This window comes from Aromatoleum diolicum, from assembly GCF_012910955.1.
GTDB lineage: Bacteria > Pseudomonadota > Gammaproteobacteria > Burkholderiales > Rhodocyclaceae > Aromatoleum > Aromatoleum diolicum.
This window is the reverse complement of the sequence record NZ_WTVQ01000009.1, coordinates 52340-67508: the sequence shown is the minus strand read 5'-3', so window position 1 is coordinate 67508 and position 15169 is coordinate 52340. Positions and strand designations below refer to the sequence as shown.

The 15169-nt window shown below is 66.3% G+C and carries 15 protein-coding genes; 9 read left to right on the top strand and 6 right to left on the bottom strand.

The features are described 5' to 3' along the window. Positions 1 to 2: 2 nt before the first annotated feature. Positions 3 to 3410 carry an nSTAND1 domain-containing NTPase gene (locus GPA25_RS07525; protein ID WP_169259755.1) on the bottom strand — a complete coding sequence of 1136 codons (3408 nt, stop codon included), beginning with the start codon at positions 3408 to 3410 and terminating at the stop codon, positions 3 to 5. Then, positions 3407 to 4357, bottom strand: a complete 951-nt coding sequence (locus GPA25_RS07520; protein WP_169259754.1) for an SIR2 family protein — start codon at positions 4355 to 4357, stop codon at positions 3407 to 3409. Before GPA25_RS07520 ends, GPA25_RS07525 begins: the two co-directional genes overlap by 4 nt. Before the next feature lie 112 nt (positions 4358 to 4469). Here GPA25_RS07520 and GPA25_RS07515 point away from each other — a divergent pair, with 112 nt between their 5' ends. The 5 genes from GPA25_RS07515 to GPA25_RS07495 all read left to right on the top strand — a co-directional run bounded on the left by GPA25_RS07515 (position 4470) and on the right by GPA25_RS07495 (position 8247). Continuing rightward, entirely contained in the window at positions 4470 to 4775 is a 306-nt protein-coding gene (locus GPA25_RS07515; protein WP_169259753.1) for a hypothetical protein, read from the top strand. Positions 4776 to 5085: 310 nt separating this feature from the next. Then, positions 5086 to 5982, top strand: coding sequence for a transporter substrate-binding domain-containing protein (locus GPA25_RS07510; RefSeq protein WP_169259752.1), 897 nt, complete (start codon positions 5086 to 5088; stop codon positions 5980 to 5982). Positions 5983 to 6078: 96 nt separating this feature from the next. After that, positions 6079 to 6816, top strand: a complete 738-nt coding sequence (locus GPA25_RS07505; RefSeq protein ID WP_169259751.1) for an amino acid ABC transporter permease — start codon at positions 6079 to 6081, stop codon at positions 6814 to 6816. Between the two features lie 2 nt (positions 6817 to 6818). Further along, positions 6819 to 7499: an amino acid ABC transporter permease gene (locus GPA25_RS07500; RefSeq protein WP_169259750.1), complete on the top strand. Its 681-nt coding sequence runs from the start codon at positions 6819 to 6821 to the stop codon at positions 7497 to 7499. 19 nt (positions 7500 to 7518) lie between these two features. Continuing rightward, positions 7519 to 8247 carry an amino acid ABC transporter ATP-binding protein gene (locus GPA25_RS07495; RefSeq protein WP_169259749.1) on the top strand — a complete coding sequence of 243 codons (729 nt, stop codon included), beginning with the start codon at positions 7519 to 7521 and terminating at the stop codon, positions 8245 to 8247. A 38-nt stretch (positions 8248 to 8285) separates the two neighbouring features. Here the strand turns inward: GPA25_RS07495 and GPA25_RS07490 are convergent, their stop codons facing one another. Together GPA25_RS07490 and acuI are read right to left on the bottom strand one after the other, a co-directional pair. Continuing rightward, positions 8286 to 8627, bottom strand: a complete 342-nt coding sequence (locus tag GPA25_RS07490) for a zinc ribbon domain-containing protein YjdM (RefSeq protein ID WP_169259748.1) — start codon at positions 8625 to 8627, stop codon at positions 8286 to 8288. Between the two features lie 188 nt (positions 8628 to 8815). Beyond that, positions 8816 to 9799, bottom strand: coding sequence for an acrylyl-CoA reductase (NADPH) (acuI, locus tag GPA25_RS07485; RefSeq protein ID WP_169259747.1), 984 nt, complete (start codon positions 9797 to 9799; stop codon positions 8816 to 8818). Between the two features lie 191 nt (positions 9800 to 9990). On the opposite strand from acuI, the gene GPA25_RS07480 reads away from it, so the two are divergent. Next, positions 9991 to 10212 (top strand): KTSC domain-containing protein, encoded by a 222-nt coding sequence (locus tag GPA25_RS07480; RefSeq protein ID WP_246265449.1) that lies wholly within the window; start codon positions 9991 to 9993, stop codon positions 10210 to 10212. Positions 10213 to 10264: 52 nt separating this feature from the next. Here GPA25_RS07480 and GPA25_RS07475 read toward each other — a convergent pair whose 3' ends face one another. Further along, positions 10265 to 10633 carry an EthD family reductase gene (locus tag GPA25_RS07475; RefSeq protein WP_169259746.1) on the bottom strand — a complete coding sequence of 123 codons (369 nt, stop codon included), beginning with the start codon at positions 10631 to 10633 and terminating at the stop codon, positions 10265 to 10267. 135 nt (positions 10634 to 10768) lie between these two features. Next, positions 10769 to 11557 carry an SDR family NAD(P)-dependent oxidoreductase gene (locus GPA25_RS07470; protein WP_169259745.1) on the bottom strand — a complete coding sequence of 263 codons (789 nt, stop codon included), beginning with the start codon at positions 11555 to 11557 and terminating at the stop codon, positions 10769 to 10771. A 246-nt stretch (positions 11558 to 11803) separates the two neighbouring features. On the opposite strand from GPA25_RS07470, the gene mnmG reads away from it, so the two are divergent. Genes mnmG through GPA25_RS07455 form a run of 3 tightly spaced genes read left to right on the top strand, consistent with a single transcriptional unit; the run spans position 11804 to position 15141 of the window. Then, positions 11804 to 13738, top strand: a complete 1935-nt coding sequence (gene mnmG, locus GPA25_RS07465; RefSeq protein WP_169259744.1) for a tRNA uridine-5-carboxymethylaminomethyl(34) synthesis enzyme MnmG — start codon at positions 11804 to 11806, stop codon at positions 13736 to 13738. Beyond that, on the top strand, positions 13735 to 14370 hold the full coding sequence (rsmG, locus tag GPA25_RS07460) for a 16S rRNA (guanine(527)-N(7))-methyltransferase RsmG (RefSeq protein ID WP_169259743.1): 636 nt from the start codon (positions 13735 to 13737) through the stop codon (positions 14368 to 14370). The genes mnmG and rsmG overlap by 4 nt, the downstream gene beginning before the upstream one ends. Further along, positions 14371 to 15141 carry a ParA family protein gene (locus GPA25_RS07455; protein ID WP_169259742.1) on the top strand — a complete coding sequence of 257 codons (771 nt, stop codon included), beginning with the start codon at positions 14371 to 14373 and terminating at the stop codon, positions 15139 to 15141. Positions 15142 to 15169 lie beyond the last annotated feature (28 nt).

Below are 15169 nucleotides of genomic sequence, written 5' to 3'. Positions count from 1 at the left end.
GCTCATGGCGGACAGGGGCTTTGATGGAGATATTTCTCGCACTCCGCGGCGCTGAATTCATGCGTCAGGCGCGCGCGCAGCGCGAGCGCGAGCTGATCCGGGTCGAGCGGATAGAAATGCACCGTCTTGTCGCCACCGGCGGTCGCGAGCGTCTGGCCGTCGGGCGCGAAAGCGACGTCATTGATCTGCGCGCTCTGCACCGGCAGCGCATAGAGTTCGGTGCCGCTGGCGACGTCCCAGACGCGGGCGGTCTTGTCCCAGCTCGCGGTCGCGATCTGACGGCCGTCGGGGCTGAAGTCGAGCGCGCTGACGGCGCTGTTGTGGCCGGCGAGGCTATGCAGCAGCGTGCCGCTGGCGGTGTCCCACAGTCGCGCGAGGCGATCCGCGCCGGCGCTCGCGAGCCGCGCGCCATCCGGGCTGAAGGCGATATCGTAGATCTCGGCCCCTTGCTCCTGCAGGCGCTGGCGCAGGCTGCCTTTCGGCAAGTCCCACACGTTCAGGCCGCCGTCGCTGCCGGCGGTCAGCAGCGTCTGCCCGTCGGGGCCGAAGATCGCGCGGTTCAGCGGTGCGCCGCGATCGCGGATGCGGGCCCGCTCGGCACCGGACACCGCGTCCCACAGGCGTGCGGTGCCGTCGCGCCCGGCGGTGAGGACGAGGCGCCCGTCGGCGCTGAAGGCGACGCTCTGCACGCGGCCGCCGTGTCCGCGCAGGGTCTGCAGCGGCTGACCCGTGGCCGCGTCCCAGATCATCGCGTTGCCATCGAAACCGGCGGTGGCGATGCGGCGGCCGTCCGGGCTCCAGGCGGTGCGGAATACGGTGTTGGTGTGTCCGCTCAGGCGCAGCAGCGGCTTGCCGCTGGCCGCGTCCCAGACCTTGGCGACGGTGTCCAGCGAGGCGCTCGCCAGGCGCTTGCCGTCCGGGCTGAAGGCGATGCCGTAGATTGCCCCGGCATGGCCGAAGGCGACATTCCACAGCTTGATCGTGCCGTCCCAGCTGGCGGTGGCGAGGCGGGTGCCGAAGGGGTCGAAGCCCAGGCCGTGCACGTAGTCGCCATGGCCGGCGAGCGTCAGCAGCGGCTGGCAGTCGAGGGCCGGCTGCACGCAGCCATACACGTCCCACAGCCGTGCCGTACCGTCGAAGCCGCCCGTGGCGAGGTGGCTGCCGTCCGGGCTGAATGCGATCGCATACACCGTATCGGGCTGTTCCGGCAGTTCACGGACGAGTTGTCCGCTCTGCGCGTCCCACAGGATCGCGCTGCGGTCCTGACTGGCGCTGGCGAGCCAGCGGCCGTCGGGGCTGAAGGCGACGCCATACACCTTGTCGCTGTGGCGATCGAGGATGTGCAGCGTGTCACCGCTGAACAGATCCCAGATCCGCAACGACGGCTCCCAGCCGGCGGTGGCGAGCCGACGGCCGTCGGGGCTGAAGGCGACGGCGCGCACCTCCGCCTTGTGACCGTTGAGGCTCATCAGCAAGCCGCCGCTGGCGACGTCCCATACGCGCACGACGGGGTTCTGGCCCACCGTCGCGATGAGTTTCCCGTTGGGACTGAACGCGACGCCGCGCAGGCGTCCCGGCTGGCGCGGCAGCTCGCGCAGCAGCGTGCCGCCCGCTACATCCCACAGGATCGCGCGGCCGTCATAACCGACGGATGCCAGCAGCTTGCCATCCGGACTGAATGCCAGATCGCGCGCCTCGTCCTCGTGGGCGCGCAGCGACACGCTCTGGCCGGTCGCCACGTCCCACATCCTGAGCGTGCCATCCTGACCCGCCGACGCGATGCGTGCGCCGTCGGGGCTGAAGACGACCGCCTGCACGCGCTGCTCGTGCCCGCGCAGCGTCAGGCCGAGACGCGACGCGTCGATCGCCCGGCGCGCCGCATCCTCGGCCTGTATGCGCAGGAAGGGTTCGGCGGTGCGCGTGCGGCGCAGCGCGTCGAGTGCCGCATGGGCGCTGACTTCGGGGTCGATCTCGAGATAGCGCAAGGCGGTCGCGACGAGCTGCACCGACAATGCGAGTTCGGTTTTCAGGCGGCGCTGCGTGTCGGCCGCCTGCTGCGCCAATACCGCGGCGAGCGCGGCGACGACTGCAACCACGGTCGCGACGCCCAGTCCGACGGCCAGCCGGCGCAAGCGGCGTGCGATGGCCGCCTGCTCCTCGGCGCGTGCGCGTGCCGCGGCGAGCTGGCGTTCGCTCTCGGCCTGGCGCTGCACTTCCAGATAGGCGCGGCGCCAGTGGAGAATCGCCGGCGCCAGCACGTCATGGAAAATCTCGTACTGGGCACTGCCCGCCTCGCCCGGTGGCGGCGCGATATAGGTCAGCACGCGCGCGTCGCACAACTGCCTGAGCACCGCCTCGACGCGCGCCGCCGGGGCCGCGGCCCAATCCTGCAGGTCCACGACGCGGCACGCGATCTTGGCGCCGGACGGCGTCACCATGCGGTCGAAGAATTGCGCGCACAACTCCTGATCGTCGGCTGTCAGGCGCTCCATCACCTCGTTCAGATACTTCTGCGCGACCTGCCGCGCGCCGCCCAGCGCAGTGAAGGTCGCGAGCCGCAGCACGCGCGAGCCCTGGCGCATCTCTTCCTGCCAGATGCGCGTCAGCACCAGCTGCAGGATCGCTGCCTGAATGCCTTCGCCGCCGTGCGCAGCTTCGGGAGCAGCATCCGGCGAAGCATCGCTCGCGCTGACTTCGGCGATCACCCGTTCGACCAGACCGTCTTCGATGCTTACCGGCTCGGCCGTCGCAGCCAGGCGGTTGAAGACCTCCAGCGGCCGGCGGATCGCGTCCGTCGCCGCCTGCGTGTCGAGATGGCTCAGGCGGATGGTGTTGGCGAGGAGGTTCGGGATGCGCAGGCGAAAACGGTCGAGCCGCGACAGACTGTCCTCGCGCAGCGACACGAGAAAGCCGACATCCATGCCCGGGTGGTTGATCGCCACCGCCAGCTGCGCTTCGAAGTCGTCGCCCGCCGGAGTGTCCGGATGGTAGAGAAAATACTCTTCGAACTGGTCGAGGATCAGCAGCACCGCGCCATGCACCGCCCGCGATAGCGCGGCGATGATGTCATCCAGCGGGTCGTCCGCCTGGGCGCTCGCCACGGCCGCGGGTGGAAAGGCGGCGAGCAGTTGCGCCTTCAGCGCGGCGAGAAAATCTGCGCGCTGCCATTCCCGGAACACCACCACCGCGGTGCGCGGCCGCGCTCTCAGCGCCGGCAGCACGCCGGCCAGCAGCACCGAACTCTTGCCCACCCCGCTCGCGCCGTAGAACACCGTCAGGGGCGCCGAATACAGGTTGGATGCGACGATGCGCTGGTCGCGTTCGCGGCCGAAGAAGAATTCGCGCTCGGCCTCGGTGTAGGGGCGCAGGCCGACGTAGGGGCAGGTCACGGCGCCGGCGGCGTCGCTCACGACCGCCCGCCTTCGGCTTGCTGCCGCAATTTCGTCACGAACTCGTCGATGCCGACGTCGAAAATGCTGACGCCGCGCGACTCCCACAGGCGCCGCTCGAATTCCGACGGATTGCGCTGGATCGCCCACGAGCGCGGCAACTCCTCGTCGTCCGCCGTGCCGTCCTCGCGCGACGCCTGGTCGCGGCCGAGGTTCTTCAGCACCACGCGCAGATTCCAGTCCTTCAACCCGTAGCCGAGAAACAAAAAGCTCTTCTCGCGGAAGTCGGAACTGAACAGCGAGGGCACCGCGGTATGCGTCGTCATGCGCGACAGGAAGTCGACGTAGTCGTCCTCGGTGATGACGAAGTTGTCCCAGCGCGCGCTGTCGCTGCATACCGAGCCGTGCATCTTGTAGATGACCGTGGTATCGGCGAGGTCGATGTCCTGTTCGAGCCGGTTCGGTTCGCGGAACTGCGGCTCCGCGGCGCCATGCGGCCACCACAGCACCGCGTTGGCGTAGTCGCGCCGGTCGGCCGGATGGATCACCAGGTCATAGGGCTTGTTGGCGGCGATGAAGGCCTTTTCCAGCAAGGAGTCGTAATTGGTGACGACGAACACCAGCGGCACCTCGAGCGAGGCGAGGAAGCGGTGCAGTTCGCCGCAGGGATAGTCGCCGTTGAGCAATTCGCGCAGGCGCTCGCGCAGCACACGGCGTCCGTTCATGTCGCAGTAATACGACGACACCGTCGCCAGATCGTCGGTCTCGGCGGGACGCGAGAACGGGAAGCGTGTCTCGTCGGCCAGCAGCCGCGACAGTTCCGCCCCGCTCGGCAGGCTTGCGGGATTGGCCGGATCCCAGGTCGTGTCGGGCGCCCGCGCCGCCATCGACGCCCCTGCGCCGAGAAACGGCACGACCTTGCCGCGCCTGAGCCGGTTCCAGATGACGCCATAAGGGGGTTCAGCCACCGCAGATCCTCCATGCCCGACTCGCCCGCGCAAGGCCCGCCAATGGGTCATCTGGCGTCACTCCGCTGCTGAACTATAGTTTAAGCACATTCCCCATCGAAGGAGTTCGTCCATGCGCCTTTCAACTTTTGCGGTGCTCGTGTATCTCGCATGCGCGCCGCCGACCTGGGCCGACACCGGCCAGCCGCAGCGCCCCCGCGGCGATCGGCCGGTTGCGAGCGAGCCGGCGACCGCCCCTGAAACGACGGACAAGGATGCGTCCAAGGAAGGCGGCGGATTCTGGAACTGGCTCCGCACCGGCAATACGGGCAGCAGTGACAAGGACGCGGCGGCCGACCGCCTGGAGCGCCCCGACCGCGTCGAGCGTCCGGTGCGCGTCGAACGTCCCGAGCGGGCAGGTGGCGGGTGTTGCCAGTAAGCTGACGATGCGACGTGGATAGGGGGAAAGGTGGCGCGAGGGTCGGCAGAAATTCCGCGCAGTTGTTGCCTGCGACCTGCAAGGTCGGCTCTCCGCCTTGCCGGGCGGCGTATGCACGGCATCCTTGTTTCCATGCCACGCGCGGCATTTGTGCACATCCGGCGAGGCCTTGCGGGTCAACCCGCATCACCTGTCATGGCCGCATTGTCTTAGGATGGCGACAGGAGCCGGCACCTTGCATCAGCTTCCGTTGCCTCATCGGGCAAGCGTTCCGTCCGCATTCCCGAACCAACACAATTGGAGACCGTTTATGCGCAAGACCCTCACCGCCATCGCCCTGTGCCTGACCGCCGCCGGGTTGGTCGCCCCTGCCCACGCTCAGCTCACCGGCACGCTGCAGAAGATCAAGGACTCGGGCGCGATCACCATCGGCCATCGTGAATCCTCGGTACCGTTTTCCTACCTCGACGCCAATCAGAAGCCGATCGGCTACGCAATGGACCTGTGCGGCAAGGTCGTCGATGCGATCAAGTCCGAACTGAAGCTGCCGAACCTGCAGGTCAATTACCAGGCGGTCACCTCGCAGAACCGCATCCCGCTGATGCAGAACGGCACCATCGACCTCGAGTGCGGCTCCACCACCAACAGCGTGGCGCGCCAGCAGCAGGTCGGCTTCAGCGTCGCCTACTTCATCACCAGCGTGCGCATGGCCGTGCGCAAGGAGTCCGGCATCAAGGACATCGGCGACCTCGCCGGCAAGCCGGTCGCGACCACTACCGGCACGACCTCGGACCAGCTCATCAAGCAGAACGAGAAAGGCAGGACGATCGACGTGCGCAACATCTACGGCAAGGACCACGCCGACTCCTTCCTGATGGTCGAGAGCGGGCGCGCCGCGGCCTTCGTGATGGACGACATCCTGCTCGCCGGTCTCATCGCCAGCTCGAAGAATCCGGCCAATTTCGAAATCGTCGGCCCCTCGCTGCGTGACGAACCCTATGGCGTGATGCTGCGCAAGGACGATGCCCCGTTCAAGGCGCTGGTCGACAAGACCCTGGTCGGCCTGATGAAGTCCGGCGAAGCCGAAAAGCTCTACACCAAGTGGTTCATGAATCCGGTTCCGCCGCGCAACGTGAATCTGAACTTCCCGATGAGCGCGGCGGTGAAGGCGGCATTCCAGACGCCGACCGACAAGGGCGTCGAGTAAGCGTACGGCCCGGCCGGGCAGCCGCAGCGGGCCCGGCCGCTTCTCCTTCCATCCAGCGTCGCCGCCTGCTTGCCGGTGGCGTAAAAGGGGATCGCGATGGACTATCACTGGAACTGGATGTTCTTCTTCCAGGAGACCGACGACGGTCTCAAGTACTACGACTGGATGCTGTCCGGGCTGGGCTGGACCACGGCAGTGTCGCTCGCCTCGCTCGTGGTGGCGCTGCTGCTGGGATCGGTGCTCGGCGTCATGCGCACCACGCCGAATCGCTGGCTGGTGGGTATCGGCGACACCTACGTCGACGTGTTCCGCAACGTCCCCCTGATCGTGCAGCTTTTCATGTGGTTTTTCGTCGTGCCCGAGCTGGTGCCGGAGACGATCGGCAACTGGATGAAGCAGGATCTGCCCTACATCGTCACCGCAGTCGTCGGCCTCGGCCTGTATACCGCCGCGCGCATCGCCGAGCAGGTCAAGGCCGGGATCAACTCGCTGTCGCGCGGCCAGCGCTTTGCCGGACTCGCGCTGGGCTTCACCGAATGGCAGACTTACCGCTACGTGCGCCTGCCGATGGCCTACCGCATCGTGCTGCCGGCGCTGACGTCGGAAGCGATGAACATCTTCAAGAACTCCGCCGTCACCTACGCGGTCGGCATTCTTGAACTGTATTTCCAGTACAAGCAGATCATCGAGAAGACCTCGCAGGTGCTCGAGATCACCATCGTCGTGACCTCGCTGTATTTCCTTCTTGCTTTCGTCATGAACCGCATCCTCGCGATCGTCGAGAGTCGCACCCGCGTGCCCGGGCTGATCGTCGGCAGCAAGGGAGGGAAATGATCATGAGCGATTTCGATTTCTCGGTCATCACCGCCAACTGGGCCTTTCTCGCCCAGGGCCTGCGCTATACGCTGCAGGTCACGATCACCGCAATGATCGGCGGCATCCTCATCGGCACCGTGCTCGCGTTGATGCGTCTGTCGTCGATCACGCCGCTGCAATGGTTCGCCGCCGGCTACGTGAATATCTTCCGCAGCGTGCCGCTGGTGCAGGTGATCCTCGCCTTCTACCTGATTCTCCCGCTGGTGCTGCAGATGGTCACCGGCAAACAGATGCCGATCGGCGCTGCGAATTCGGCCTACTTCACGTTCACCATCTTCGAGGCCGCGTATTATTCCGAGATCATGCGCTCGGGCATCCAGTCGGTGCCACGCGGGCAGGTCGCCGCCGGCTATGCGATGGGCTTCACCTACGGCCAGACAATGCGTTTCGTGGTGCTGCCGCAGGCCTTCCGCAACATGCTGCCGGTGCTGCTGACCCAGACCATCATCCTGTTCCAGGACGTTTCGCTGGTGTATGCGATCGGCGCCACCGATTTCTTCGGTGCTGCCGACAAGATCACCCAGCGCGACCTGCGCCCGGTCGAGATGTACACGACGGTGGCGGTCGTCTATTTCATCATCTGCTTTACCCTGTCGCGTCTGGTGAAATGGTTGCAGTCGCACATCGCCATCATCCGCTGACATTCCGGAGTCCTGAACGATGATCGAGATCAAGAACGTTTCCAAGTGGTACGGCAGCTTCCAGGTGCTGACCGACTGCACGACCCAGGTCAGCAAGAGCGAAGTGGTGGTGGTGTGCGGCCCGTCGGGTTCGGGCAAATCGACGCTGATCAAGTGCGTCAATGGACTCGAGCCTTTCCAGAAAGGCAGCGTCGTCGTCGATGGCATCGCGGTGGAAGCCCCGAAGACCAATCTGCCCAAGCTGCGCGCGCGGGTCGGCATGGTGTTTCAGAACTTCGAACTCTTCCCGCACATGACCATCACCGACAACCTGGTCATCGCGCAGATCAAGGTGCTCGGCCGCAGTCGCGAAGAGGCCGAGGACAAAGGCTTGAAGCTGCTCGACCGGGTCGGCCTCAAGTCGCAGGCGGCGAAGTTTCCCGGCCAGCTCTCCGGCGGTCAGCAGCAGCGCGTGGCGATCGCGCGCGCCCTCGCGATGGACCCGATCTGCATGCTGTTCGACGAGCCGACCTCGGCGCTCGACCCCGAGATGATCAACGAGGTGCTCGACGTCATGGTCCAGCTCGCGCACGAAGGCATGACGATGATGTGCGTCACGCACGAGATGGGTTTCGCGCGCAAGGTCGCCCATCGCGTGATCTTCATGGACCGCGGCGCCATCGTCGAGGACGCTGCCAAGGAAGAGTTCTTCGGCCAGCCGCGCTCCGAGCGCGCGCAGAGCTTCCTCGCCAAGATCCTGCAGCACTGAGCGGTAGCGGGCGGCGGCTTGTGCCGCCCGGCCATGACTCAGGCCTTCTTCAGGTAGCAGGCCTTCAGCATGAAATTGCCGCCGTCCATCTTGCAGTCCACCTCGTGGTCGCCACCCACCAGGCGGATGCTCTTGACCTTGGTGCCGACCTTCAGCGTGATCGACGAGCCTTTCACCTTCAGGTCCTTGATCAGCACGACCGAGTCGCCGTTCTGCAGCACGTTGCCGTTGGCATCCTTGACAACGGACTCGCCGTCGTCATCGGCTGCCGCGTTGTCCGTCATCGGCCACTCGAACCCGCAATCGGCACAGACGTAGTTCGCGCCATCGGGGTAAGTGTTCTCGAGGGTGCATTGGGGGCAGGGCAGGATAGCGGACATGGTTCCTCGCAGCTCGCGGCTGGGTCAAAAGGTCGGAAGTATCATCAGCCGGGGAGGACTTGGCAACCGTGGGCGGATCATCTGCCGACCGGCGCCCGCATTCGGCCGGAACCCGGGCGCGTATTCAGGCGCGCGATGTTCCGCCGGATCGTTGCGGGCGGCGCATCGATCGCCGCCCGTGTCCCCGCTCAGCGGTTCACGTCCACCACGACGCGCCCGCGCACCTTGCCTTCGAGCAGTTTCGCCGCCGTCGGGATCGCCTCGGCCAATGCGATCTCGCTGGTGATCAGGTCCAGCTTCGCAATGTCCAGATCGGTGCCCAGGCGCTGCCACGCGACGAGGCGTTCCGGGCGCGGACACATCACGCTGTCGACGCCGGCCAGGGTCACGCCGCGCAGGATGAAAGGTGCGACGCTGGCGGGAAAGTCCATGCCGCCGGCAAGCCCGCAGGCCGCGACCACCCCGCGGTATTTCATCGCCGCGCAGACGTTGGCGAGCGTGTGGCTGCCGACGACATCGATGGCGCCCGCCCAGCGTTCCTTGCCGAGCGGCTTGCCGGGGCTGGAGAACAGGGCCCGGTCGAGCACCTCGGCGGCACCGAGATGCTTCAGGAAATCGGCTTCTTCGGGGCGCCCGGTGGTTGCGACCACCGTGAAACCGAGCTTCGCGAGCACCGCCACCGCGACGCTGCCGACCCCGCCGGCGGCGCCGGTCACGAGGATCTCGCCCTTGTCCGGCGTCACGCCGTGGCGCTCCAACGCCAGCACGCACAGCATCGCGGTGTAGCCGGCGGTGCCGATCGCCATCGCCTGGCGCGGCGTGAAGGCGGTGGGCAGCGGCACCAGCCAGTCGCCCCTGAGCCGCGCCTTCTGCGCCAGCCCGCCCCAGTGCCCTTCGCCGACGCCCCAGCCGTTCAGCACCACCAGGTCGCCGGCCTGGTAGTCGGCGTGGCTCGACGTCTCCACCGTGCCCGCGAGATCGATGCCCGGCACCAGCGGAAACTTGCGCACCACCGGCCCCTTGCCGGTGATCGCCAGCCCGTCCTTGTAGTTCAGCGTCGAGTAGGCGACGCGAATCGTCACGTCGCCTTCGGGCAGTTGCGCCTCGTCGAGGTCACGGAGCGTCGCGCGATAGCCCGCCTCGTCCTTCTCGACCAGAATTCCCTTGAACATGCTGTACTCCTCCCGTGAAGTTGGACTGACCATCAAGTAAATGCAAAGACCGCCGACCAAGGTCTCCGCTGTTGTCATTTCGCCGGCATGGTGGCAGCGGCGCGCAGCATGTCCTTGCCGCGCACGCCGGTCTTTACTCGCCGCCAGGCTTGCAGTCGAATGTCGGTTCCAGCCATTCTCTCGACGGAGCGATGATGACGATCGAACGCAAACCGATCCGGCGCGGCGGCATCCGTTCGGCGGGCTACGACCGCGGCAGCCGCATTCTCGAAATCGAATTCGACACCGGAAAAGTGATCCAGCACAGCGGCGTCGGCGACGAGATCGCCCGCCGTTTCCTGTCCAGCGGCTCGCCGGTGAGCTACTACCGCGACAACATCGAAGACGAGTTCACCAGCAAACGCGTGAGCTGACATACGTTTGCGCGCCGTGCGGCACCCGTCGTCGCCGGGTGCCCTTGGCAACCTAGGCCGTGCCACCCGACAGGTGCAGATGGAACGGGCCGGTCTCGCTGCGCCGGGCATTGATCAGCACCTCGCTGACCTGAATGACCGGCTGGATGTCGGTGTAGTTCGGAATGTCGCCCATGATCGCTTCGGCGTGCGGCGCGAAGGCGTTCTGGAACGCGTCCACCGATTCGAAGAACAGATGCCCCATCGCGATGCAGTGCGGCTGCGAGCCCGGAGCGTCACCGGAAATACCCTGGTCGACCGCAATGCCCTGGCACGCGTCGCCGAGCCGCTCCTTCACCATCGGCATGTGCCGGTTGCAGTAATACCCGAAGTCAAAACGGCAACCGTCAGAATGGAGGTAGAGAACGCTTACTTTGATCATGATGGCATGTCCCTCGTATGGCGGCGCCCCTCGGGCGTCGGGCCTGTGAATAGTCGATGCGCGCTGCAGTCGCGCCATTCAGCATAGCGCAGCGACGGCGACCCGGCTCGCCGCACATCGAGTCGCCCCGGCGTCCTACACGACCATCGGCGTCGCTGCGCCGTCGATCGAGACGACTGCGCCACTGACATAACTCGCACGCTTCGACGCGAGGAAGACCACCGTGTCGGCCACGTCACCAGGTTGCGCGAGGCGTCCGAGCGGCATTGCGCGCACCCGTTCGTCGAGGACTTCATCGGCGCTGCGTCCCGCCAGGCGAGCCTCGGCTTCGAGGCCTTGCTGCATGCGGTCGGTGGCGGTCAGACCGGGGTTCACGGCATTTACGCGGATGCCCTTGCGTGCAAAGGCATTCGCGAGGCCGGCACTGGCGAGCATCAAGGCTGCATTGGCCGCGCCGCCGGGCAGGTGGGTCGGCGCTGCGAGCTTGCCGCCCATGCCGATGACGTTGATGATCACGCCTTCGCCGCGATCGGCCATGCCGCGCAGCACCGCGTCCATGGCGTGGACATAGGTGAAATACTTCGCATCCATCGCGGCATGCCAGTGCGCGGCAGTGAGTTCGGCGGGCGGCGTGCGCTGCGCCGCGCCGGCCGAGTTGACGAGCACGCCGATCGGCCCCAGTCGGGCCTCGACCGCCTGCACCATCGTGGCAGCCTGCTGCGGGTCGCGCAGGTCGGCGACCACGGTGAAGGCCTCGAAGCCTTCGCTGCCCAGCGTGGCGGCGGCCCGCTCGAGGTTGTCGGCGCTACGCGACGAGAGCGCCACGCGTGCCCCCTCGGCGGCGAACGCGCGGGCACACGCCAGCCCGATGCCCTTGCTTCCCCCGGTAATGAGTACCACCGTGTCTCGTAGCCCAAGATCCATCGTCGTCCTTCCTGTATGCGTCCGGATCGCTGCCGGCGCTCCCTGATAACCCTACACCATTTCCGGACGGTGGTCCGGGTTCCACGAAAGTGGCCCGACAGTCCATGCCGCCTCGAATGCAATCAGACGTCAAGTAACTGTTTGGCAATAACTTTTCCGTGAAACATGTTTGAGGAACACTAGGCTTTCGCACTGCAACAGCGTAAAATCCGCCGTCTTCCAGCTTCATCCGCGCCGGGGTGCGCCATGCTCTATCCCTCCCGTTTCGATGTCATCGTTGTTGGTGGCGGCCATGCCGGCACCGAGGCCGCACTCGCGTCCGCGCGCATGGGCGCGAAAACCTTGCTGCTCACGCACAACATCGAAACCCTCGGGCAGATGAGCTGCAACCCGTCGATCGGCGGTATCGGCAAGGGCCATCTGGTCAAGGAAGTCGACGCACTCGGCGGCGCGATGGCGGCGGCCACCGACGAAGGCGGCATCCAGTTCCGCATCCTCAACGCATCGAAGGGCCCAGCGGTGCGCGCCACGCGCGCGCAAGCCGACCGCCTGCTGTACAAGGCCGCGATCCGCGAGCGCCTCGAGAACCAGCCCAACCTATGGCTGTTCCAGCAGGCCGTCGATGACATCACCGTCGTCGGCGACCGCGTCACCGGCGTCGTCACGCAGATCGGCCTCGCCTTCGAGGCGCCCGCCGTCGTGCTCACCGCCGGCACCTTCCTCAACGGTCTCGTGCACGTCGGCATGGAGCACTACGCGGCCGGCCGTGCGGGTGACCCTCCGGCGATTTCGCTCGGCCAGCGCCTCAAGGAACTGAAGCTCCCGCAGGGGCGCCTCAAGACCGGCACGCCGCCGCGCCTTGACGCGCGCACGATCGACTTCTCGGTGATGCAGGTGCAACCCGGCGACGATCCGGTGCCGGTGTTCAGCTTCCTCGGCTCGGCCGCGCAGCATCCCGCCCAGCTGCCGTGCTGGATCACGCACACCAACGCGCACACCCACGACATCATCCGTGCCAACCTCGACCGCTCGCCGATGTACTCCGGCGTCATCGAAGGCGTCGGTCCGCGCTACTGTCCGTCGATCGAGGACAAGATCCACCGTTTTGCCGACAAGGATAGTCACAACATCTTCCTCGAGCCCGAGGGCCTCACGACCCACGAGATCTACCCCAACGGCATTTCGACGTCGCTGCCCTTCGACGTCCAGCTCGCCGTCGTGCACTCGATCCGCGGCCTCGAGAATGCGCACATCCTGCGCCCCGGCTACGCCATCGAGTACGACTACTTCGATCCGCGCAATCTCAAGAGCAGCCTCGAGACCAAGAGCTTCCGCGGCCTGTTCTTCGCCGGCCAGATCAACGGCACCACCGGCTACGAGGAAGCCGCCGCGCAGGGTCTGCTCGCCGGCGCCAACGCCGCGCTGCAGGTGCAGGGGCGCGAAGCCTGGTGCCCGCGCCGCGACGAAGCCTATCTCGGCGTGCTGGTCGACGACCTCATCACGCGCGGGGTTGCCGAGCCCTACCGCATGTTCACGTCGCGCGCCGAATACCGCCTGAGTCTGCGCGAGGACAACGCCGACCTGCGCCTGACCGAGAAAGGCCGCGAGCTGGGTCTCGTCGACGACGTCCGCTGGGAAGCCTTCTGCCGCAAACGGGAAGCGATCGAGCGCGAAACCGCGCGCCTGAAGGCCGCCTGGGCGCACCCGGAGCGCATCCCGGCGGAAGACGCGGAGCGCGTCGTCGGCAAGGCGCTCGAACGCGAATACCGCTTCTTCGAACTGCTGCGCCGCCCGAATACGCGTTACGCCGATCTGATGGGCCTGCCCGGTGCGCCCGAGACCCCCGAGACCGACCCTCAGGTGATCGAGCAGATCGAGATTGCGGCGAAATACCAAGGCTACATCGACCGTCAGCAGGACGAAGTCGCCAAGCAGCTGCTCGCCGAATCGACGCGCCTGCCGGCCGACCTCGATTACGCCGAAGTGCGTGGCCTGTCGAAGGAAGTGCAGCAGAAGCTCAACCTGCACAAGCCGGAAACCATCGGCCAGGCCGGGCGCATCCAGGGTGTCACGCCCGCGGCGATCTCGCTGCTGCTGGTATGGTTGAAGCGCCGCGAACTCGTCGCCCGCGCGCGCGGCGGTGCCGGCCCGGATGCCGCGCCCGAGGCAAAATCTGCATGAGCGCGATGACGCTCGAAAGTGGCCTCGCCGAGATGGGGCTGGACCTGCCGTCCGAGGCGCAGGCGAAGCTACTCGCCTTTGCCGCCCTGCTGCAGAAATGGAACAAGGTCTACAACCTGACGTCGATCCGCGACGCCGGCCAGATCCTCACCCACCACCTGCTCGACTCGCTCGCCGTGCTGCCGTATCTGGCCGGCATCGAGCGTCTCGCTGACATCGGCTCCGGTGGCGGCCTGCCCGGCATTCCGCTGGCGATCGCGACCGCAGGGCGCGTTCCCGCACTGGCGATCCACTCGATCGAAACGGTCAACAAGAAGGCGAGCTTCCAGCAGCAGGCGAAAATCGAGCTGGGCCTCGCGAACTTCACCGTGCTCAACGAACGCGTCGAAAACGTCCGCCCCGACCTGCCATTCGACGCCGTCATCTCGCGCGCCTTCTCCGAATTGTCGGACTTCGTCGGCCTCACCGCCCACCTGCTGCGTCCCGGCGGACGCCTTCTTGCCATGAAGGGCGTGTATCCTCGCGACGAAATCGCCCGCCTCCCGGCTGCGTTCCGCGTTGTCGAGGCGCTGCCCTTGACAATCCCCGGGCTGGGCGCCGAACGACACCTGATCATCCTGGAACTCGACTGAATGGCTCGAATTTTCTGCGTTGCGAACCAGAAAGGCGGGGTCGGCAAGACCACCACCTGCGTCAATCTCGCCGCCGCGCTGCAGCAGGCCGGTCAACGCACCCTGCTCGTCGACCTCGATCCGCAAGGCAATGCGACCATGGGCAGCGGTATCGACAAGCGCGCGCTGCAGAAATCCGTCTATCACGTGCTGGTCGGCCTCGCGACGCTCGATCAGGCGCGTGCAAGCTCGCCCAGTGGCGGCTACGACGTGCTGCCTGCGAACCGCGACCTCGCCGGCGCGGAAGTCGAACTCGTCGCCCTCGAGCGCCGCGAAAATCGCCTGCGCGATGCCCTCAAGGCTTTCGATGCCGACTACGACTTCGTCCTCGTCGATTGCCCGCCTTCGCTGTCCATGCTGACGCTCAACGGCTTGTGCGCCGCCCACGGCGTCATCATCCCGATGCAGTGCGAATACTACGCGCTCGAAGGCCTGTCGGACCTGGTCAACACCATCAAGAAGGTGCATGCCAACCTCAATCGCGACCTCAAGATCATCGGCCTGTTGCGTGTCATGTTCGACCCGCGCATGACGCTGCAGCAGCAGGTCTCCGCCCAGCTCGAAAATCATTTCGCCGACAAGGTGTTCCGCGCCATCGTGCCGCGCAATGTGCGCCTCGCCGAAGCCCCCAGCCACGGCATGCCCGGCGTCATCTTCGACAAGGCCGCCAAGGGCGCGCAAGCGTACATGGCCTTTGCCACCGAAATGATCGAACGCGTTAAGACGCTGTGACCCGCCCACGACTCATCAGGCAACGCTC